We start from the raw sequence: 19,329 nt of genomic DNA, 5'->3' as shown, positions 1-19,329 counted from the left end.
TCAGTCGAGGAACAGTGCGCGCAGGCGCTTCGTCGTGAAGACGAGGCCGATCGCGATCATCACGACGTAGTAGAGGACGTGCCAGAGCATGTCGACCGACAGGATGCCGAGGGTCAGCCCGCGGAGGAGTTCCACGCCGTGCCAGAGGGGCAGTGCCATGACGATCGACTGCACCCACTCGGGGTAGACGGTGATCGGGTAGAACGTCGCCGAGAAGAGGAACATGGGCAGCAGCACGAAGTTGATCCAGTCCATGTGCTGGAACGTCTTCATGTAGCTCGTGATCGCCATTCCCAAGCTCGCGAAGCCGAACGCGATCAGGAGCACCGCCGGAATCGCGAGGATCGCGGTCCAGGCGAGGTTCAGCCCGAGCACCTGCATGACGATCATGAAACCGGTCGCGTAGAGCAGGCCGCGCAGGAGCGCGTAGAGGATCTCGCCGAGGGCGACATCGAGGGGCCCGAGGGACGTGGCCAGCATCCCCTCGTAGAGCTTGCCGTAGTTCAGCTTGAAGAAGACATTCCAGGTGGAGTCGTAGATCGCGCCGTTCATCGCGGACACGGCCAGGAGGGCGGGCGCGATGAACGCGGCGTAGCTGACGTCGATCCCCTGCGAGGTCTGGACGTCGCCGATGAGCTTGCCGAGCCCGAGACCCATCGACGCGAGGTAGAAGACCGGCTCGAAGAAACCGGACAGGACGACGGCCCAGCTCGAGGATCGGGCGGCGAGGAATCCGCGCTGCACGACGGCGCCGGGGTTGCCCGCCCAAAGGGCACGCACTCCCCCGCGGCGGGCGGCGGTGTCGACGGCGACGGCGCTCACTTGGCGAGCCTTTCGATGAAGACTTTCCGGCCCCACAGGTACCCCACTCCAGCGAGCACGACGAGATAAGCGAAGTGGACGACGATCATGAACGGCGGCACTGCGGCGCCGTAGGTCGCGAGGCGCCCCAGCTCGGCGCCGTGCCACAGCGGCGAGACCCACCCGATCCATTGGAGCCAGACGGGCAGGGTCTCGAGAGGGTAGAACGTGCCCGAGAACAGGAACATCGGCATGAAGATGAAGCGCTGGACGAGCGCGAACTGCCCCCTGTCGTCTTCGATCGAGCCGGCGTACGCCATGAGCGGGATGCCGAACGCGAGGCCCGCGAGGATGCCCGCCGGGATCGCGATCCACCCGGTCTCGGGGTTCGGCACCGTCGTCCACCCGATGCCGAGGGCACCGAGGAGCCAGATGAAGAGGTAGTACGCCGCGACCGCGAACGTCATGCGGGCGGCCGCGCCGATGATGACGCCGTTGGCGATCTGCGGGCTCGACAGGGCGGACGCGTTGAACCCGAAGAAGTACCGTCGCCACTTGAACCCGGCCATGACGGGGTACGTCATCTCCTCGGAGGCGACGGAGATCGCCGCCGTGACGAGGAGCGCGGGTGCGACGAAGACGAGGTAGTCGACCTGCACGCCGCGGTCGTCGATCGGCGTCCGGATGAGCGCGGCGAGGCCGGCGGCCAAGCCGAGCAGATACAGAACCGGCTGCCCGAGCGCTCCGACCACGATGGTCCAGCCGTAGGCGCGCATCGCCCGGACCATGTGCTCCGTGACGTACCAGCTGCCGAATCGACGGGGCTTGCGCCCCCACTCCATCGCCTCTGCCCGCAGCTCGTCGAGCGTCGGCTGCGCTGCCTGTGTCGTCTCGCTCATTCGATGAGCGACCGTCCCGTGAGGCGGAGGAACACGTCCTCCAGGCTGGACCGACGGACGAGGCTCGTCATCGGCTGCAGCCCCGACGCCGCGACCCGTTCGAGCGCGGCCTCGCCATCGTGCGCGTAGACGAGGATGCGATCCGGCAGCACCTCGACGCGGTCGCCGACGCCCTGCAGCTGGGCGGCGGCCTGCTCGTTGCGGTCGGAACCGAAGCGCACCTCGAGCACCTCGCGGCTGGAGTACTCGCGGATGAGGGAGGCCGGGCTCCCCTCAGCCATGATGCGCCCCTTGTCGACGACGACGAGCCTGTCGCAGAGCTGTTCGGCCTCGTCCATGTAGTGGGTCGTGAGGACGAGCGTCGTGCCGCGCTCCTTCAAGCGGAACAGGCGGTCCCACAGCACGTGACGCGCCTGCGGATCGAGGCCCGTCGTGGGCTCGTCCAGGAGCAGGATGCGCGGGTCGTTGATGAGCCCGCGCGCGATCGTCAGACGGCGCTTCATGCCGCCGGAGAGCTGGTCGACCTTGTTCTTCGCCTTGTCCTCGAGCTGGGCGAAAGCCAGCAGCTCGTCGGCCTTCTCGGCGCACACCTTGCCCGGAAGGCCGAAGTACCGGCCGTAGATGTAGAGGTTCTCGCGCGCGTTGAGCTCGCCGTCGAGATTGTCCTGCTGCGGGACGACACCCAGGCGCGAGCGGATCTCGGGGCCGTGCCGGTCGGGGTCCAGCCCCAGGATCGAGAGGTTGCCGCTCGTCCGGGTCGACACGGCGCCGATCATCTTCATCGTCGTCGATTTGCCGGCTCCGTTCGGGCCGAGCAGGCCGAAGGACTCCCCCGGTGCGACCTCGAACGACAGTCCGTCGACGGCCACGAAGTCGGGCTTGCCCTTGCTTTTATAGGCCTTCACGAGCTTCTCGGCGCGGATCACGGGTTCTGGCACCGGACCACACTATCGACGGGCGGGGACATCGTCAGGACGGAGGAAGATAGAGGGATGTCCACGCCCCGCCGCGGTCTGCGCCGCCCCTCGAAGGACGACGGCCCCCGCGCCAGCCTCCGTCAGCTCGTGCCCTTCCTCCTCGAACACAAGCGTGTTCTCGTGGTGGTCGGCGTCCTCAGCGTGCTCGAAGCAGTCGCCACCCTCATCCAGCCGCTCCTCGTCGGGAACGTCATCGGCCGGGTGCAGGCGGGCCAGGCCCTCGGCATCCTCGTCTGGGTCCTCGTCGGCCTCGTCGTCGTGTCCTCGCTCATCGGCGGGTTCCAGCACTACCTGCTGCAGCGCACCGGCACCGCGGTCGTCTACTCGAGCCGCCGCCGCCTGATCGCGAAGCTCCTGCACCTGCCCGTGCAGGAGTACGACGCGCGTCGCACCGGCGACCTGGTCTCGCGGGTCGGCACCGACACGACCCTCCTCTACGCCGTCCTCACGCAGGGGTTCGCGGACTCGATCGGCAACGCCCTCATCTTCGTCGGCGCGATCATCGCGATGCTCATCATCGACCCGATCCTGCTGCTGCTGATCGTCGTCGTCATCGGCGCTTCGGCGACGGTCGTCGTCGTGCTGAGCGGCCGCATCCGTCGGGCGACGCTCGAGCAGCAGGAGAAGGTGGGCGCGCTCGCCTCCGGCGTCGAGCGGGCGATCGGCTCGATCCGCACGATCCGCGCCTCGGGCGCGGAAGCCCGTGAGCAGGACACCATCTCGTCGACGGCCAGCGAGGCCTACGACGCCGGCGTGAAGGTCGCGAAGGCCTCGGCGGTCGTCGTCCCCGTCGCGGGAATCGCCCTGCAGGTCTCGCTCCTCGTCGTGCTCGGCGTGGGCGGGTTCCGCGTCGCATCCGGCGCCATCGAGATCGCTCAGCTCGTCGTCTTCGTGATGTTCCTCTTCTTCCTCGTGCAGCCGCTCGCCTCGTTCTTCGGCGCGATCACGTCGGTGAATCAGGCGCTCGGCGCGCTCGGCCGCATCCAGGAGGTCCTCGACCTGCCGGACGAGACGGCCGAGGATGCCGCGATCGCCGCATCCGCCGCCTCATCGTCCGCCGACTCGACGGCCGCCATCGAGTTCCGCGACGTGCACTTCTCCTATCCCGAAGCGGTCGTCCGCGCCCGCCGGAGCGCGCAGGATGAGGCGATCAAGACCCTCGCCGACGCCCGCGCGCCCCTCCCCGAGGACTCGGAGCCCGAACCCGAGGCCACCGTGCTCCGAGGTGTCTCGTTCGAGGTGCCGCGCGGGGCCCGCGTCGCACTCGTCGGCCCGTCGGGGGCCGGCAAGTCGACGACCCTCTCGCTCATCGAGCGGTTCTACGACCCGACCGCCGGCGCGATCCTCATCGACGGCATCGATGCCCGCGCGCTCGACCGCCTGTCGCTGCGGGCCCGACTCGGGTACGTGGAACAGGACGCCCCCACACTGGCCGGCACGATCGCCGACAACCTGCGCCTCGCGTCCCCGAACGCGACCGACGCGGACTGCGAACGCGTGCTCGACGCCGTGAACCTCACCGAGGTGCTCGAGCGCTCGCCTCTGCGCTTGCAAGCGCCGGTGGGCGAGGCGGGCGTGATGCTCTCCGGTGGCGAGCGTCAGCGCCTCGCCATCGCGCGGGCACTGCTGGCCGCTCCCCCGATCCTGCTGCTCGACGAGTCGACGTCGTCGCTCGACGGCCTCAACGAGCAGCGCATGCGCGAAGCGATCGACGCGGTCGCCGCGGGTCGCACGCTCGTCGTCATCGCACATCGGCTCTCGACGGTCGTCGACAGCGACCTCATCGTCGTCCTCGATCACGGCCGCGTTGTGGGTCAGGGCACGCACGACGAGCTCGTGCGCGACGTGCCGCTCTACCGCGACCTCGCCGCCCGCCAACTGCTGGTCTGAAGGCTCCCCCGAACGCACCGCGACCCGACGCGAACTGCGACTCCCGGCATCCGGGAACAGCAGTTCTCGTCGGGTCGACGCCTGGTGCGGGAGGCTCAGGCCTCCTGCTGCGCGCGCTGCAGACGGTAGCGCAAGGCGGCGAGCTCGGCGTAGAGGGCCGGCGGGACCTTGCCCTCGAACGTCCGGTAGAACTCCTCGGTGAGGTCGGCTTCGGCGAGCCAGGATGCCGGGTCCACCGCGAACAGCTCGTCGAGATCGGCCTGCGGCACCTCGATCCCCGCGAGGTTCAGGTCGTCGGTCTTCGGCAGGCGCCCGACGGGGCTGTCCACGGCGCCGACCGACCCGTCGATGCGGCGGATGATCCAGTCGATGACGCGGGCGTTGTCGCCGAAGCCGGGCCACAGGAAGCGCCCGTCCGAGCCCTTGCGGAACCAGTTGACCTGGAAGATGCGCGGAGCCCGGTCGAAGCGCAGCTTCTGACCGACCTTCAGCCAGTGGCCGAAGTAGTCCGCCATGTTGTAGCCGCAGAAGGGCAGCATCGCGAAGGGGTCGCGGCGGAGTTCGCCGACGAGCCCCTCGGCGGCGGCGGTGCGCTCGGACGAGATGTTCGAGCCCATGAAGACGCCGTGGGTCCAGTCGGTGGCCTCGACCACCAGCGGGACGTTGGTGGCACGGCGTCCGCCGAACAGGATCGCGTCGAGCGGGACGCCCTCGGGGGCATCCCAGTCCGCGGCGATCTGCGGGCACTGCCCCGCACTCACGGTGAAGCGCGAGTTCGGGTGGGCGGCGGGACGACCGGATGCCGGGGTCCAGGGCTTGCCCTCCCAGTCGGTGAGCTCGGCCGGCGCCTCGTCGGTCAGGCCCTCCCACCACACGTCGCCGTCGGGACGGAGCGCGACGTTCGTGAAGATCGTGTTGCCCCAGAGAGTGTCGACCGCCGTCACGTTCGTCGATTCGCCCGTCCCCGGCGCGACGCCGAAGAAGCCGGCTTCGGGGTTGATGGCCCAGAGGCGGCCGTCCTCACCCGGACGCAGCCAGGCGATGTCGTCGCCGAGCGTCTCGACCCGCCACCCGGGGATGGTCGGGCGGAGCATGGCGAGGTTCGTCTTGCCGCAGGCCGAAGGGAACGCTGCGGCGACGTGGTAGGCCTTGCCCGCGGGGTCGATGACGCGGATGAGCAGCATGTGCTCGGCGAGCCAGCCCTCGTCGCGGCCGATCACCGAGGCGATCCGCAGCGCGAAGCACTTCTTGGCGAGGATCGCGTTACCGCCGTAGCCGGAGCCGAACGACCAGACCTCGAGCGTCTCGGGGAAGTGGACGATGTACTTCTCGTCGTTGCAGGGCCACGCCTCGTCCTGCTGTCCGGGAGCGAGCGGCGCGCCCACCGAGTGCACGGTCTTGACCCAGGGCTTGCCGTCGGCGATCTGCTGCAGCACCTCGGCGCCCACGCGCGTCATGATGCCGATGGACGTGACCGCGTAGGCGCTGTCGGTCACCTGCACGCCGATGTGCGAGAGCGGGCCGCCGACGGCGCCCATCGAGAACGCCACGACGTACATCGTCCGGCCGCGCATGCTGCCCTCGAACAGGGGCGCGATGGTCGCGCGGATCTCGTCGGGCGCGATCCAGTTGTTGGTGGGCCCGGCATCCTCTTCACGCTCCGAGGCGATGAAGGTGCGACCCTCGGTGCGGGCGACGTCGCTCGGGTGCGAGCGGGCGAGGTAGGACCCGGGGCGCCACTCGGGGTTGAGCTTGATGAGCTTGCCCTCATCGACCTGCTGGCGCAGCAGCGCGTCGTTCTCGGCGGCCGAGCGGTCGACCCAGTGGATGCGGGCGGGCTGCGTGAGCGCCGCGATCTCGTCGACCCACGCGTGGAGGGCCGCCATGCCCTCTCCGGTGACGGCGGGACGGATGCCGGTGGGCGCCGGCGTCGAGCGGGCGACGATCGGCGTCGAGCCGGTACGGGTGGGGCGGGTGAACAGGTCTGCGATGGCCATTCGGCGCTCCTCGGTCGGGGTGGGCGTACCTCCACTGTGCGCCCCAACAGCCCACTCTTTTCGCAGTTCTCTGCGTCAAGAAATGCGATTCTTTCGATAGCATCAAGTTCATGGCGACGCCCCTCCAGCTCTCGACCCTCGGCCACCGCATCCGGCATCAGCGGACCGCCCACGGCTTCACGCTCGACGAACTGGGGGCGCTCGTGGGCATCGCCGGGAGCCAGCTCAGCCTCATCGAGAACGGCAAGCGCGAGCCGAAGCTGTCGGTCCTGCAGGCGATCGCGACGGCGACGGGCACGGACGTGACCGACCTGCTCTCCACGGAGCCCCCGAACCGCCGCGCCGCCCTCGAACTCGACCTGGAGCGCGCGCAGCGGAGCCCCGTGTTCCGCCGCCTCGGCGTCGCCCCGGTGAAGGTCACGAAGACGATGTCGGACGAGACGATCGAGGGCATCCTCGCGCTCCACCGCGAACTCGAGCGGCGCGAACGCGAATCGATCGCGACACCCGAAGAAGCCCGCCGCGCCAACACCGAACTGCGCCTGCGGATGCGAGAGCAGAACAACTACCTGCCCGACATCGAGAAGCTCGCCGAGAAAAAGCTCAAAGCCGCCGGGCACTCCACCGGCGCCTTGACGCACCGCACGGTCAGCATCATGGCGGAGCAGCTCGGGTTCGAACTCATCTACGCGAGCGACCTCCCCCACTCCGCACGATCGGTCACCGACCTCGAGAACGGGCGGATCTACCTGCCCCCGGCATCCATCCCCGGCGGCCACGGCCTGCGGTCGATGGCGCTCCAGGCGATGGCGCACCGTCTGCTCGGGCACACCCCGCCGACCGACTACGCCGACTTCCTGCAGCAGCGCCTGGAGATCAACTACTACGCGGCGTGCTGCCTGATGCCCGAGACCGCGTCGGTCGCCTTCCTGGCCCAGGCCAAGAAGGACCGGAACCTGGCCGTCGAGGACTTCCGCGACGCATTCGGCGTGACCCACGAGGCGGCCGCGATGCGGATGACCAACCTCCTGACGCAGCACCTCGGCATCCCGCTCCACTTCCTGCGCGTCGACGGGGCGGGCGCGATCAACCGCGTCTACGAGAACGACGGGCTGCCGCTGCCGATGGACGTGACGGGATCGGTCGAGGGGCAGGTGGTCTGCCGCAGATTCGCGGCGCGGTCCGCGTTCGCGGAGCAGAACCGGACGACCGAGCACTACCAGTACACCGACACCCCCGGCGGGACGTTCTGGTGCTCGAGCCAGACCGGCTCGACTACGGAGGGCGAGTTCTCGATCACGGTCGGGGTGCCCTTCGACGACGCACGCTGGTTCCGCGGGCGCGAAACGCCGAAGCGGGCGGCCTCGACGTGCCCCGACGAAGCCTGCTGCCGGCGACCCGACGCCGATCTCACCGAACGGTGGAAGGGCAAGGCATGGCCGAGCGCCCGCGTGCACATGCAGATGTTCTCGCCCCTTCCGCGGGGGATGTTCCCCGGCGTCGACGACGGCGAGGTCTACGCGTTCCTGGACCGACACGCCTGAACGCCGTGTTGAGCGCCGCCGTGCGGCGGGTGTACGCTCTCGCGAGTGAGGTTCGCCTAACCTAATCTGCGACGTCGCGCAGCGGGTCCCGCGGACGGGCTGCGACGGGGCAGCAGGCACCGGCCTCACTCCCGAACACCCGAAGAGATCCCGTGCTCGCCTCGCTCCTCCCTCCCTTCCTCATCGGCCTCCGCGAAGGCCTGGAGGCCGCGCTCGTCGTCGGCATCCTCGTCGCCTACCTCGTCCGGATCGACCGCCGCGACGTCCTCCCGAAGCTCTGGGCCGGAGTGGGACTCGCGGCAGCGCTCGTCCTCGTCATCGGCGCCGTCCTCACCTTCGGCGCCTACGCCCTCACCTTCCAGGCCCAGGAGCTCCTCGGCGGCATCCTCTCCCTCCTGGCCGTCGGCATGGTGACCTGGATGATCTTCTGGATGCAGCGGACCGCGCGCACCATGCGCTCCCATCTCGAGAGCGGCATCGATCGCGCACTCGCGATGGGCGGCTTCTGGGGCATCGTCCTGATCGGCTTCGTATCGGTGGCGCGCGAAGGCATCGAGACGACGCTCTTCCTCTGGTCCATGGTGCAGACCGCCGGCCAGGAAGGCCCGGGCTGGCTCGGCGCCGTGCTCGGCCTCGCCGTCGCCGTCCTGCTCGGATGGCTGCTCGCCCGCGGCGCCGTACGTCTCGACCTCCGCCGCTTCTTCGCGTGGACGGGCGGCTTCCTCGTCGTCGTCGCCGCAGGTGTGCTCGCCTACGCCTTCCACGACCTGCAGGAGTCGGGCGCCCTCCCCGGCCCCTTCTCGGATGCCGCGACCATCGACCCCGCCACCGGTGGCGTCGGCGTCGGCGTCGCCGGGTTCCCGTTCGGCTGGGCCTTCGACCTGAGCGCGCAGCTCCCTCCCGGCAGCGCGATCGCCGCGCTCCTCCAGGCGACCGTCGGCTTCATGCCCGAGATGACCTGGCTGCAGGTGATCGCCTGGGGGCTGTACCTCGCCGTCGTCGGCACGTTCTTCGTCCGGGGCCTGTTCCCGCGCCCGCGCCCTGCGCCTGCGACATCCGCCGGCACCTTCGCATCCCGTCACGCATCCCAAGGAGCATCATGACCCGCCCCCGCCTCACCACGGCGCATGCCGCCCTCGCCCTCGTGGCCGTCAGCACCGTCGCCCTCTCGGGCTGCGTCGCGAAGACCGACGGGACGAGCACGGACGCTCTCACAGTGACCTCGACGGATACCTCCTGCGACGTCTCGACGGCGACTGCGAAGAGCGGAACGCTGACCTTCGCGGTGTCGAACAAGAGCTCCCAGGTGAGCGAGTTCTACCTGCTCGCCGAGGACGGGCTGCGCATCATCGGCGAAGTCGAGAACATCTCACCCGGCGCCGAGCGGACCCTGACCGTCGTCGCGCAGCCGGGGAAGTACAAGACGCTCTGCAAGCCGGGCATGGTCGGCGAGGGCGTCGGGCGCGCTGATTTCAGCGTCACCGGCGGGGCGGTCGCCGCCACCGGCGACGACGCCGAGCAGAAGCAGAAGGCCGTCGACCTCTACGCCGCGTTCGTCAAGGACCAGGTCGAGCAGCTCGTCCCCGCCGTCGACGCCTTCACGACCGCCTACGAGTCGGGGCGGGACGACGAGGCGCGCGCGCAGTTCCCGACGGTGCGCGCGTTCTACGAGCGCATCGAGCCGGTCGCCGAATCCCTCGGCGACCTCGACCCGCGCATCGACTACCGCGAAGTGGATGCCGTGGCCGAGGGCCTCGAATGGACCGGCTTCCACCGCATCGAGAAGGACCTGTGGGTCCCGGAGAAGGACGCGCTGAACGCCGACGGCGAGACGCCGGCGTGGCAGGACTGGGCTCCGTCGACCACGCAGGAACGCGCGACGTACGGCGACAAGCTGGTCGCGGACGTCGGCGAACTCAACGACTACGTCCACTCCGACGCGTTCCAGAAGGCGCTCGACGCCCAGGGCGTCGCCGGGATCTCCAACGGCGCGATCGCCCTGCTCGACGAGGTGGCGACCGGCAAGATCAGCGGCGAGGAGGACTGGTGGTCGGGCACCGACCTGTCGGACTTCGCCGCGAACGTCGAGGGCTCGAAGATGGCGTTCTCGCTCGTTCGCGACTTCGCGTCGGCCGCCGGATCCGATGGGAAGACGCTCTCGACGGAGATCGCGCGGCGCTACGACGACTTGAACGCCGCCCTCGCCGCCCATGGCTCGCTCGAGAAGGGCTTCGTCGCCTACAAGACCCTCACCGAGGACGACAAGCGCGAGCTCACCGACCTGATCAACGCGCTGGCCGAGCCGCTGTCCCGCCTGACCTCCACCGTCCTGCAATGACCACCGAGGACTCGCCCTCAGAAGAGACCGCCCGCCCGTCGCTCAGCAGGCGCGGCCTGTTCGGTCTCGCCGCCGGGGTCGGCGCCGCGGGCCTCGCGCTCGGCGCCGGCGCGGGCTCCGCGATCGGCGTCGCGGTCGGGCGCGAACGTGCGGAGCAGGAGGGGGCGGCATCCGTCCACCCCTTCTTCGGGACGCACCAGGCGGGGATCACGACACCGATGCAAGACCACCTGCACTTCGCCGCCTTCGACATGATGGCGGGCTCGAGCCGGGACGACCTGCAGTCGCTCCTGAAGGACTGGAGCTACGCGGCGGCGAGGATGACGCAGGGTCTCGACGTGAGCGCCAGCGGCGCCGTCGGAGGGTCGCCCGAGGCGCCGCCGGACGACACCGGTGAGGCGCTGGGGCTGCCGGCATCCGGCCTGACGATCACCTTCGGCCTGGGCCCGACCCTGTTCTCGACCGACAGCGGCGAGGACCGGTACGGGCTCGCCCGGCTGCGCCCGGCGGGCCTCGCGAAACTGCCGGCGTTCCTCGGCGACGACCTCGACCCGTCCGTCTCGGGGGGCGACCTCTGCATCCAGGCGTGCGCCGACGATCCGCAGGTCGCCGTGCACGCGATCCGCAACCTCAGCCGGATCGCCTTCGGGCGTGCGCGGCTGCGCTGGTCGCAGCTCGGCTTCGGAAAGACCTCGAAGACGACCGCCGCGCAGGCGACGCCGCGGAACCTCTTCGGCTTCAAGGACGGTACGGCGAACATCCTCGCGGACGACACGAGCGCCCTCGCCGACCACGTGTGGGTCGCCGAGGACGACGCTCCGGCGTGGCTGGCCGGCGGCTCGTACCTCGTGGCCCGCAAGGTCGCGATGCTCATCGAGACGTGGGACCGCGTGCGACTGTCGGAGCAGCAGCGGATCATCGGACGCGACAAGGCGCAGGGCGCTCCGCTCTCGGGCGGCGTCGAGACGACCGCGCCCGACTTCGGCACCACGGATGCCGCCGGTGCCCCCGCGATCGACCGGGCCTCGCACGTGCGCCTCGCCCATCCCGACCTGAACAACGGCATCCGCATCCTGCGGCGCGGCTACAACTACGTCGACGGCAACACCGACCTCGGCCGCCTCGACGCGGGACTGTTCTTCCTCTCGTACCAACGGAGCCCGGACCAGTTCGTGACGCTCCAACGCGCCCTGTCGACTGACCTCATGAACGAGTACGTGCGTCACATCGCGTCGGGCATCTGGGCGGTGCCCCGCGGCGCGGGGGACGGCTCGTACGTGGGCGCGGAACTGTTCGCCTGACCCGGGCACACGAAAGCGGGGAGCACAGTCCCCGTGTGCTCCCCGCTCGACTCGCGCGCCCGAACAGCGCGAGTGGTGAAGGTCAGTCCTTCTTGAAGGCGTCCTTCACGTTCTCGCCGGCCTTCTTGGCGTCGGCCTTCGTCTGGTCGGCCTTGCCTTCAGCAACGAGCTTGTCGTTGTCGGTGGCCTTGCCGATCGCTTCCTTCGCCTTGCCGGCGATGTCCTGAGCGGCGTTCTTGATCTTGTCGTCGAGTCCCATGAGGGTCTCCTTTCTCTATCGGTGGTGGGGGGGAAACCGGTGCCTGGACCGGTGGTTCGATCGGTGGATCAGCTGACCCGCGCGGCGTCCGAGGCGAACCTGCTGCGCAGGCCGCCGTGGATCGAGATGTAGGCGGCGGTGTCTGCGCCGGTCACGGCTGCCAGGCCGTCCATCAGCCGATCGACGTGATCGACGACGCGACGGGGGTCGGCTCCCTGACGGGCCGTGATGCTCACGTGGAGCACGGGCTCGTCGCGGACCGTGTGCGCAGTGACGGATGCCGCGACCACGTCGCCCTCACGGGCGAGGGAATTCTTCACGGCGTCCGCCGCGAAGCCCTCGGTGATCGTGACCCGGCCGAGCGGCGTCTGCGAGCCGCTCGAGCGGAGGACGGTGCGGGAACGCCGGCTCACGAGAGTCGTGAGACTGGCGAAGAGGACGACCGCGATCACGATCGCGATGACCGCCGCACCGATGACCGCCCAGCTGAGCGCGGTGCCGGGGATCGCGGTGGCGTCGCCCGCGGCGCGGAGTGCGTCGACGGCGGCCTTTCCGGAGGAGGTCCACACGTCGCCGACGGCCGGGAGGGCCGCCGCCGTGGCCGCCGCGCCCCCGCCGATCAGCAGGATCACGCCGACGATCATCAGGACGGTGCGGTTGAGTGCACGGTTGGTGTCGTTCATGCCGCCTTCTCCTCATCGTCGGGGCGCGCGATCCGCACGCGGGTGCGAACAGGGCGCGCCAGCTTCAGCGCGGCGATCTCCGCATCGGCCAGCGAGGTGACCTGGGTCTTGTCGACCGGGATGCCGGCTCCGGGACGGACGGTGACGTCGACGCTCCGGTGGGCGACCCCGACCGTCACACGGTCGCGGGCGACGCCGATCTCGTCGCTCACCCGCTGGGCGAGCGCCGCGGCGAGGACGCCGTTGTCGATGACGGCGACGCGGCCACCGGCATCCACTTCGTGCTTGGACAGACGGCCCGGCGCGACGGCCAGGACCACGAGCCACAGCCCGATCGCGGCCACGACGAGCCCGCCGGCGACACCGGCCGCCACCGGGGCGTTGCCGGGGAGTCCGGCCAGCCACTCCAGCGCCGCCACAGGGCGCACCAGAAGTGCGGGCTGGGCCGCGAGGGCCAGCACGAGCTCGACGGCGACGTACAGGGCCAGGATGATCGCGACCAGGACGACGAGGGCGAAGGCGACGCTGCGCGGCGAATGGGTCTCGCGGCGCACAACGCGACGCAGCACAGGGGTGGTCATCGCACACGCTTCCTTTCCGGGGTCCGGGCACCGGTCACGGTGACGTCGATTCGGGCGATGTCGCGCCCGAGGAGGTGGGTCAGTCGCTCGCGCAGCTGCTCCTGCATCTGCGAGGCGCGCTCGAGGACGGGGACGGTGCTCCGCACCGCGTCCAGATCATCGAGGTCGGGGACGGGGAGAGGGCTCGATACCTTCAGAGCCATGCCGTCCCGTCGGTCGGCGACACCCACGGAGATCTCGCCCCGCGGGACGCCGATGACATCGGCGGACACCGCCCGTGCGATGCCGACGAGCACACGCTCGGCGACCTCGGTACGGCCGGCGACGCCGGGGGCCGCGGCGGCGGGTCGCGAGGACCCGCCGCCCGCCGTTCCGTCGGTGTCGGTACGCATCAGGAGGTGCGCCGTCCCGTGAAGGCGTCGGTCACGGCCCGCACGTCGAGCTTGCCCGAGGCGATGCGGCCCACGACGGCGCCGATCGCCATGAACAGGGCGGTGAGGAGGAATCCCCAGAACCCGAACGCGAGGCCCACGACGGCGAGGATGGCGCCGGTCAGGGCGCCGATCAGCGTGGTGCTCATGAGACGCGCGACTCCTCGTGCTGCTCGTCCTCGTCGCCCGGGATGTGGACGTCGTCGACGGTGACGTTGACCTCGACGACCTCGAGTCCGACGAGGCGCGTGATGGCGCCGGCGACGGCGTCACGGACCTGCGAAGCGACCTGGTGGACGGGGGTCGGGTACTCGACGACGATCGTCAGGTCGACGGCGGCCTGGGTCTCGCCGACCTCGACCTTGACGCCCTGACCGAGGTCCTGAGCGTTGATGGCGTTTCGGATCGCGCCGAGGGCGCGGGCTCCGCCGCCACCGAGAGCGTGGACGCCGGGGATCTCACGAGCGGCGATGCCGGCGACCTTGGCCACGACGCCGTCGGAGATGACGGTCGTGCCGGCGGTGGTCGACGAGGTCTCGTCGGCCTTCGGCAGCGAACGGTCGACGCGTGCGCCGGGCACGGCGGGGGTGGTGGTCGCGGGGGTCTCGGTAGCCATGGTTCTCCTCTTTCTCGAACGATCTTCCGACGCACTGTGGGTGCGGCGCGGGCCGTTGCTTTCGGCCTCGTACATAAGAGGTCCGGGCGTCCCGATTCGTCACAAAAAAGTTCGGAGAAGTTCTGCGACAGCTCTCGGCGTCAGTGGATCCGGGCGATCTGGATGCTGATCCGCGCGTCGTCCGGGGTGTTCGCGATCAGCGCGTCGGCCACGCGGCGGGCCGCGTTCGGGGTGTTGTCGTGCGACGCGGTCGCGATCCGCGCGGCGACCAGCGGCATCCCGTCGCGAACGGTCACGGCGACCTCCGCCATGCGATCCCCGTCCGCGCCGGCGGCGGCGGCGATGAGACCGGGGATGCGAGCGACGGTGGAACGGGGCGAGTAGACGTCGGTGACGCCGTCGACGGCACGGATGCGGGCGACGAGATCGGGCTGGCCGGCGGACGCGTCGATCGGCTCGTCGGAGGGTTGCCCGATGGGGGGCTGACCGATGGAGGGGACCCGGGTCATGGCGTCACTCCTTCCCTTCTGTGCCGTGGAGCTCCTCGACGGCGACGTTGACAGCGGTGACGTTGAGCTCGGTGTGCTCGGCGAGGACGCGGTAGACGAGCTCGCGAAGGCTCGCCGTGAGCTCGGGAATCGACTTGCCCCAGGCGACGGAGGCGGTGAGCTCTATGCGGACCGGGGCGCCCGGGGTCTCGGCATCGCCCACGATCTCGGTGCGCCCGAGGTAGATCCCGTCGAGTTGGTCGGCACTCGAGCGCACGAGCGAGCGGACGGCCCCCTCGGTGACCGTGATCGTCACGCGGGGGTCGGGGTGGTGGATGGGGAAGCTGCGACCCGCGCGCAGCTCGGAGTGGATGACCGAAAGGATCCCCTCGAACCAGCTCTCGGGGGGTCGCGGCATCCGCTCGGCATCGTCGGCGACTAGGTCCCGGGAGAGCTGGCCGACCCGCTCCAGGGCCTCGATGACGTTCAGACAGTCGGGGCACGACTCGATGTGGGGGTCGCGGGGCGTGCGACCGGACTCGACGTAGCTGCTGAGCTCGTCGACGGAGCGGCCGCACTCGAGAGTGTCGTCGTCGTTCATCGCCACCCCTCCATCTCGATCGCGATGCTCGCCCGGGCCCGTGCGAGCAGTCCCCGGACGGTGCTGTCGGTCATGTTCATCTCTTCTGCGATCTCGGCGTAGCTGAGCTCTGCGACTTCACGCAGCAGCCAGCATCGGCGTTGATCCTCCTTCAGTCGGTCGAGCGCCCGCGAGAGGGCCGCGAGGCGGTCGTTCTGGATCGCCGCGCGCTCGGGCTGCGCATGCGAGGACGGCGGAAGGACGGCCTCGTCGAGAGCATCCTCTCGCGATCTCCGGGTCGCGAGGGCGAGCGCCTCCCGGCCGGCGATCCGCATCAGCCACGATTTCACGGCCGACGGATCGCGGAGCGTCGGGAGCTGCTTCCATGCCGTCACGAACGCGTCCTGCACGACGTCGTCGGTGTCGGCGACCGACCCGACGATGCGGTAGACGTAGGCGCGCACGAGAGAGGAGTGACGCCGGAGGATCTCTCCGAAAGCTGCCGTGTCGCCGTCGACGGCGCGCTGGACGAGGATCCGGTCGGGTGCATCGCGAAGCGACGAGGTGTCGCGCCGGGGAGAATCGCGCAGCGGGGAGTCGATGATGCACTCCCTCCGACACGGCCGCCAGGATCAGCGGGCTCGAGAGCACGCTAATCGGGCGGAACGGCACGAAGAACCGCTTGCGCCACGACTCCGCACTCGCTATTGGCGGCCGAAGAAGCCACCCACGCGTGCGAGCGCGTCACCCACCCCGGCATCCGACTCCCCGTCGAACAGGGTCGCGGCGGGGATGCCCGAACTTCCCACCGCGAGCGAGAGGCTCCAGGTGCCGACCGCGACACCACCGCGGAGGATGACCGGACGCACCATCCCGTTGGCGGTGGGGCCGACGTTCATGCGATCACCGGCACCCATCCCGATCGAGCGGTCGGCGTACGAGAGGACGTATTCGTCGAAGGCCGGGAGCGCGATCGTGCCCGGGAGGGCCGGGGCGGGCACCGCGGTGGTCGGCTCGTCGGGCACGTCGAGGAGCTCCCCGCCGAGGGCCACGACGCGGTCGCCCGCACGCTCGGCGGCTCCCCGGGCCTGCCCCGCCGGAAGCCCCGCCCACCAGGCGAAGTCCGCACCGGTCGCGGGCCCGTGTCCGCGCAGGTAGGCCACGAGGAGATCGACGGCCGGGTCGTCGCCGGCCGGGCCTCGGGGTGGGAGGGCGACGAGGTACTGCTCACGGGCGACACCCTCGTCGCGCGGGACGACAGGGCCGAGCGCGAGCACCCCGCGGATCGACAGGGCGGTGAGGATGCGCGTGCCCGCAGCGACGGACCCCGCAACGCCGTCCCGCTGCAGGGCGTCGACGAACGCGGCCTGGTCAAGGGCGCCTCTGCGGCGAGGGCGGACCGGAAGACGCGTTCGCCACGATCGAGCACTCCCGGGTCGATGCCGTACGCCCGCGTCTGCCGCTCCCCCGTCACGTCGAGGATCGCCCCCACCGAACCGGGCTCCACGATGTGGAGGGTGCCGCGCTGCGTCCACGCGCGCACCAGGAGCCCCGCGTCGAACGCGCGGTCGACGTCGCCGACGGCGGGGCCGCCGGAGGTGCGGATGCCGAGCGCCCAGCGACCGGCCGCGAAGTCCTGCGCCTGCACGGCGAACAGCCGGCGCGCGACGTCGGGGACGGTCGCGGCGGGCTCGACGAGCAGGTGCGAGCGGAGTCGACGGAGTCGGATCTGCGCGGCATCCATCTGCGGTTCAGTCGGTCGCGTAGGGCTGGAGCGCATCGACGACGCTCGCGGCGAAGTCGGCGCTCGCCCCCCAGTCGAACCGGAACAGGGCGCCCTCCCCTCCCCCAGATCCCCGGAACACGGCCTTCGTGCGACCGGCGAGGTTCTCGAGCAGGACCGTCAGCGACGCCCGGCTGCTGGTGCGCATGTAGTACTTCTCGAAGATCAGGAGCGCGGTCTGATGCCCGGCCTCCGTCGCGGTCGCGTGCTGACCCACGCACTCCACCGTCATTCCCGACGACTGCACGTGGTCGAGCACGATCCGGGCGGCGTCGAACGGCGAGAGGCTGATCTCCATCGTCTGCAGCATGACCGCAGTGTGCCACGGACGTCCCCGTTCGCGCGCCTATACTGATCCCGTCCGGGACCGCGAAGGTCCTGGTGCTCGGAAAAGGGGCACGCAGCCACCCGCATCGTCGCGGAGCGCGAGACATATACGGCATCCGTCGTCATCGTCTCCAGGAGCTCTCATGCCCACCGTCGCCGCCCACGTCGCCTCCGCCCTCGCCGCCCACGTCGATCACGTCTTCGGCGTCATGGGCAACGGCAACGCGCTCGTCCTCGACGCCCTCGAACGACGGGATGACGTCACCTTCACCGCCGTCCGGCACGAAGCCGGCGGTGTCGTCGCCGCCGACGCTCACTACCGCGCCGGGGGCGGCCTCGCCGCGGCGACCTCGACCTACGGGGCGGGCTTCACGAACACCCTCACCGCTCTCGCCGAGGCCGCGCAGGCGCGCGTGCCGCTCGTGCTCGTCGTCGGTGACGAGCCGACCTCCGGCCCGCGACCGTGGGACGTCGACCAGCTCTCGCTCGCGTCGGCCGTGGGGGTCCGGACCTACACGGTGGGACGGACGGATGCCGCGGCCACGACGGTCATCGCGATCGAGCACGCCCTGTCGTTCCGCATCCCCGTCGTGCTCGCGATCCCCTACGACGTGGGCGGGCGCGATGCGGGCGAGATCCCGGCCACGCCCGATCCCGTCCTCCCTGCCCCGCTCGCCCCGACCGGCCCGCACGCCCTCGCGACGGTGTCCGCCGTCGTCCGCGCGCTCGCGGCAGCCGAACGCCCCCTCCTCCTCGCCGGCCGCGGCGCGTGGACGGCGGGCGCCGGTGAGCAGCTCGGACGCCTCGCCGACGCGGTCGGGGCACTGACGGCATCCACCGCACTCGGCCGCGGCGTCTTCCCGCGCGGCGAGTACGACCTGGGCGTCACCGGCGGTTTCGGGGCGGAAGGCGCGATGGCCGCGATCCGCGAGGCCGACGTCGTCGTCGTGTTCGGGGCGTCGCTCAACCAGTTCACGATGCGCTTCGGCGAGCTCTTCTCGCCGGGCGCCACGATCGCGCAGGTCGACGTGGCGGCCGCGGCGACGCATCCGCAGGTCGGCCGGTACCTGCGAGCGGATGCCGCCCTCGCGGCGCGCGCGATCGCCGACGAGCTCGAGCAGCTCGAGGTGACGCCGTCGGGCTGGCGGGAGGCGGTCGATGTCGCCGGGCTCCGGACCTACGACGTCGGCGACGCTCTCGCGCCCGACGGGCGACTCGACCCGCGGAGCGTGGCCGCGGCGATCGCGGGACTGCTGCCCGAGGATCGCGTCGTCGTCTCGGACGGCGGGCACTTCATCGGCTGGGCCAACATGTTCTGGCCGGTGGCCTCGCCCGACCGGATGATGATGATCGGCACGGCGTACCAGTCGATCGGCCTCGGGTTCCCGTCGGTACCGGGCGCGGCGCGGGCGCGGCCCGAGTCGACGATCGTCCTCACGACGGGCGACGGCGGCGGCCTGATGGCGATCGCCGACCTCGAGTCGGCTGTCCGGGTGGCGCGCGGGCGCGGCCTCGCCGTGGTGTGGAACGACGGTGCGTACGGCGCCGAGGTGCACCTGTACGGGGTCATGGGTCTCGCGCGGGGGCCGATGGAGATCCCCGAGGTCGACTTCGCCGGGCTCGCGCGGGCCGTCGGCGCGGAGGGGGTCATCGTGCGGACGCTCGACGACCTGCAGGCACTCGCGCGCTGGCGCGATCTCCCCGCCGACGAGCGCCCGTTCCTGCTGCTCGACCTGCGGGTCTCGGGCGACGTCCGCGCCCCCTACCAGGAAGAGATCCTGCAGGTGAACCTGCGGCGGTGACCTTCGCCCGGGGAGGGCTAGCCGGGCAGCGT

The 19,329-nt window shown here is 70.7% G+C and carries 20 protein-coding genes and 1 pseudogene; 6 read left to right on the top strand and 15 right to left on the bottom strand.

All coding sequences use genetic code 11. The features are described 5' to 3' along the window. Genes H286_RS0100625 through H286_RS0100615 form a run of 3 tightly spaced genes read right to left on the bottom strand, consistent with a single transcriptional unit; the run spans position 1 to position 2,638 of the window. On the bottom strand, positions 1-822 hold the full coding sequence (locus H286_RS0100625; RefSeq protein ID WP_020096707.1) for an ABC transporter permease: 822 nt from the start codon (positions 820-822) through the stop codon (positions 1-3). Next, positions 819-1,700, bottom strand: coding sequence for an ABC transporter permease (locus H286_RS0100620; RefSeq protein ID WP_020096706.1), 882 nt, complete (start codon positions 1,698-1,700; stop codon positions 819-821). Before H286_RS0100620 ends, H286_RS0100625 begins: the two co-directional genes overlap by 4 nt. Next, positions 1,697-2,638: an ABC transporter ATP-binding protein gene (locus H286_RS0100615; protein WP_028497334.1), complete on the bottom strand. Its 942-nt coding sequence runs from the start codon at positions 2,636-2,638 to the stop codon at positions 1,697-1,699. Before H286_RS0100615 ends, H286_RS0100620 begins: the two co-directional genes overlap by 4 nt. Positions 2,639-2,692: 54 nt before the next feature. On the opposite strand from H286_RS0100615, the gene H286_RS0100610 reads away from it, so the two are divergent. After that, positions 2,693-4,567 (top strand): ABC transporter ATP-binding protein, encoded by a 1,875-nt coding sequence (locus H286_RS0100610; protein WP_020096704.1) that lies wholly within the window; start codon positions 2,693-2,695, stop codon positions 4,565-4,567. A 95-nt stretch (positions 4,568-4,662) separates the two neighbouring features. On the opposite strand, the gene H286_RS0100605 is transcribed toward H286_RS0100610, so the two are convergent. Beyond that, positions 4,663-6,564 carry a phosphoenolpyruvate carboxykinase (GTP) gene (locus H286_RS0100605; protein WP_020096703.1) on the bottom strand — a complete coding sequence of 634 codons (1,902 nt, stop codon included), beginning with the start codon at positions 6,562-6,564 and terminating at the stop codon, positions 4,663-4,665. A gap of 110 nt (positions 6,565-6,674) precedes the next feature. Here H286_RS0100605 and H286_RS0100600 point away from each other — a divergent pair, with 110 nt between their 5' ends. The 4 genes from H286_RS0100600 (at position 6,675) to efeB (ending at position 11,747) form a co-directional block, all read left to right on the top strand. Then, the gene (locus H286_RS0100600; RefSeq protein ID WP_020096702.1) at positions 6,675-8,108 is read left to right on the top strand and encodes a helix-turn-helix transcriptional regulator; all 1,434 of its coding nucleotides are present in this window, start codon (positions 6,675-6,677) and stop codon (positions 8,106-8,108) included. A 152-nt stretch (positions 8,109-8,260) separates the two neighbouring features. Beyond that, positions 8,261-9,211 (top strand): iron uptake transporter permease EfeU, encoded by a 951-nt coding sequence (efeU, locus tag H286_RS0100595; protein ID WP_020096701.1) that lies wholly within the window; start codon positions 8,261-8,263, stop codon positions 9,209-9,211. Continuing rightward, positions 9,208-10,446 carry an iron uptake system protein EfeO gene (gene efeO / locus H286_RS0100590; RefSeq protein WP_020096700.1) on the top strand — a complete coding sequence of 413 codons (1,239 nt, stop codon included), beginning with the start codon at positions 9,208-9,210 and terminating at the stop codon, positions 10,444-10,446. The genes efeU and efeO overlap by 4 nt, the downstream gene beginning before the upstream one ends. Next, positions 10,443-11,747 carry an iron uptake transporter deferrochelatase/peroxidase subunit gene (gene efeB, locus H286_RS0100585; protein ID WP_020096699.1) on the top strand — a complete coding sequence of 435 codons (1,305 nt, stop codon included), beginning with the start codon at positions 10,443-10,445 and terminating at the stop codon, positions 11,745-11,747. The genes efeO and efeB overlap by 4 nt, the downstream gene beginning before the upstream one ends. A gap of 82 nt (positions 11,748-11,829) precedes the next feature. Here the strand turns inward: efeB and H286_RS0100580 are convergent, their stop codons facing one another. The 11 genes and pseudogenes from H286_RS0100580 to H286_RS0100530 form a co-directional block, all read right to left on the bottom strand. Then, positions 11,830-12,006: a CsbD family protein gene (locus H286_RS0100580; RefSeq protein ID WP_018188814.1), complete on the bottom strand. Its 177-nt coding sequence runs from the start codon at positions 12,004-12,006 to the stop codon at positions 11,830-11,832. Between the two features lie 68 nt (positions 12,007-12,074). After that, complete coding sequence (locus tag H286_RS0100575; protein WP_018188815.1) at positions 12,075-12,689, bottom strand: hypothetical protein; 615 nt, start codon at positions 12,687-12,689, stop codon at positions 12,075-12,077. Continuing rightward, positions 12,686-13,270, bottom strand: a complete 585-nt coding sequence (locus H286_RS0100570; RefSeq protein ID WP_018188816.1) for a DUF6286 domain-containing protein — start codon at positions 13,268-13,270, stop codon at positions 12,686-12,688. Before H286_RS0100570 ends, H286_RS0100575 begins: the two co-directional genes overlap by 4 nt. Then, complete coding sequence (locus H286_RS0100565; RefSeq protein WP_018188817.1) at positions 13,267-13,662, bottom strand: hypothetical protein; 396 nt, start codon at positions 13,660-13,662, stop codon at positions 13,267-13,269. Before H286_RS0100565 ends, H286_RS0100570 begins: the two co-directional genes overlap by 4 nt. After that, on the bottom strand, positions 13,662-13,850 hold the full coding sequence (locus tag H286_RS0100560; RefSeq protein WP_018188818.1) for a DUF2273 domain-containing protein: 189 nt from the start codon (positions 13,848-13,850) through the stop codon (positions 13,662-13,664). The genes H286_RS0100565 and H286_RS0100560 overlap by 1 nt, the downstream gene beginning before the upstream one ends. Then, positions 13,847-14,317 (bottom strand): Asp23/Gls24 family envelope stress response protein, encoded by a 471-nt coding sequence (locus H286_RS0100555; RefSeq protein WP_020096698.1) that lies wholly within the window; start codon positions 14,315-14,317, stop codon positions 13,847-13,849. Before H286_RS0100555 ends, H286_RS0100560 begins: the two co-directional genes overlap by 4 nt. 140 nt (positions 14,318-14,457) lie before the next feature. After that, entirely contained in the window at positions 14,458-14,826 is a 369-nt protein-coding gene (locus H286_RS0100550) for a hypothetical protein (protein ID WP_020096697.1), read from the bottom strand. Positions 14,827-14,830: 4 nt separating this feature from the next. After that, complete coding sequence (locus H286_RS0100545) at positions 14,831-15,406, bottom strand: Asp23/Gls24 family envelope stress response protein (protein ID WP_231370863.1); 576 nt, start codon at positions 15,404-15,406, stop codon at positions 14,831-14,833. Further along, positions 15,403-15,921: an RNA polymerase sigma factor gene (locus tag H286_RS0100540; RefSeq protein ID WP_269208867.1), complete on the bottom strand. Its 519-nt coding sequence runs from the start codon at positions 15,919-15,921 to the stop codon at positions 15,403-15,405. The genes H286_RS0100545 and H286_RS0100540 overlap by 4 nt, the downstream gene beginning before the upstream one ends. 168 nt (positions 15,922-16,089) lie before the next feature. Next, a pseudogene (locus tag H286_RS14735) lies at positions 16,090-17,129 on the bottom strand (DNA glycosylase AlkZ-like family protein). Positions 17,130-17,136: 7 nt separating this feature from the next. Beyond that, on the bottom strand, positions 17,137-17,478 hold the full coding sequence (locus H286_RS0100530) for a DUF6054 family protein (protein WP_020096694.1): 342 nt from the start codon (positions 17,476-17,478) through the stop codon (positions 17,137-17,139). 160 nt (positions 17,479-17,638) lie between these two features. Between H286_RS0100530 and H286_RS0100525 the strand changes: the two genes are divergently transcribed. Then, complete coding sequence (locus H286_RS0100525) at positions 17,639-19,297, top strand: thiamine pyrophosphate-binding protein (RefSeq protein ID WP_020096693.1); 1,659 nt, start codon at positions 17,639-17,641, stop codon at positions 19,295-19,297. Positions 19,298-19,329 lie beyond the last annotated feature (32 nt).

This window comes from Microbacterium sp. 11MF (assembly GCF_000383475.1).
Taxonomy (GTDB): domain Bacteria; phylum Actinomycetota; class Actinomycetes; order Actinomycetales; family Microbacteriaceae; genus Microbacterium; species Microbacterium aquilitoris.
The sequence above is the reverse complement of the archived record's forward strand: the minus strand, read 5'-3'. Positions and strand labels throughout refer to the sequence as shown.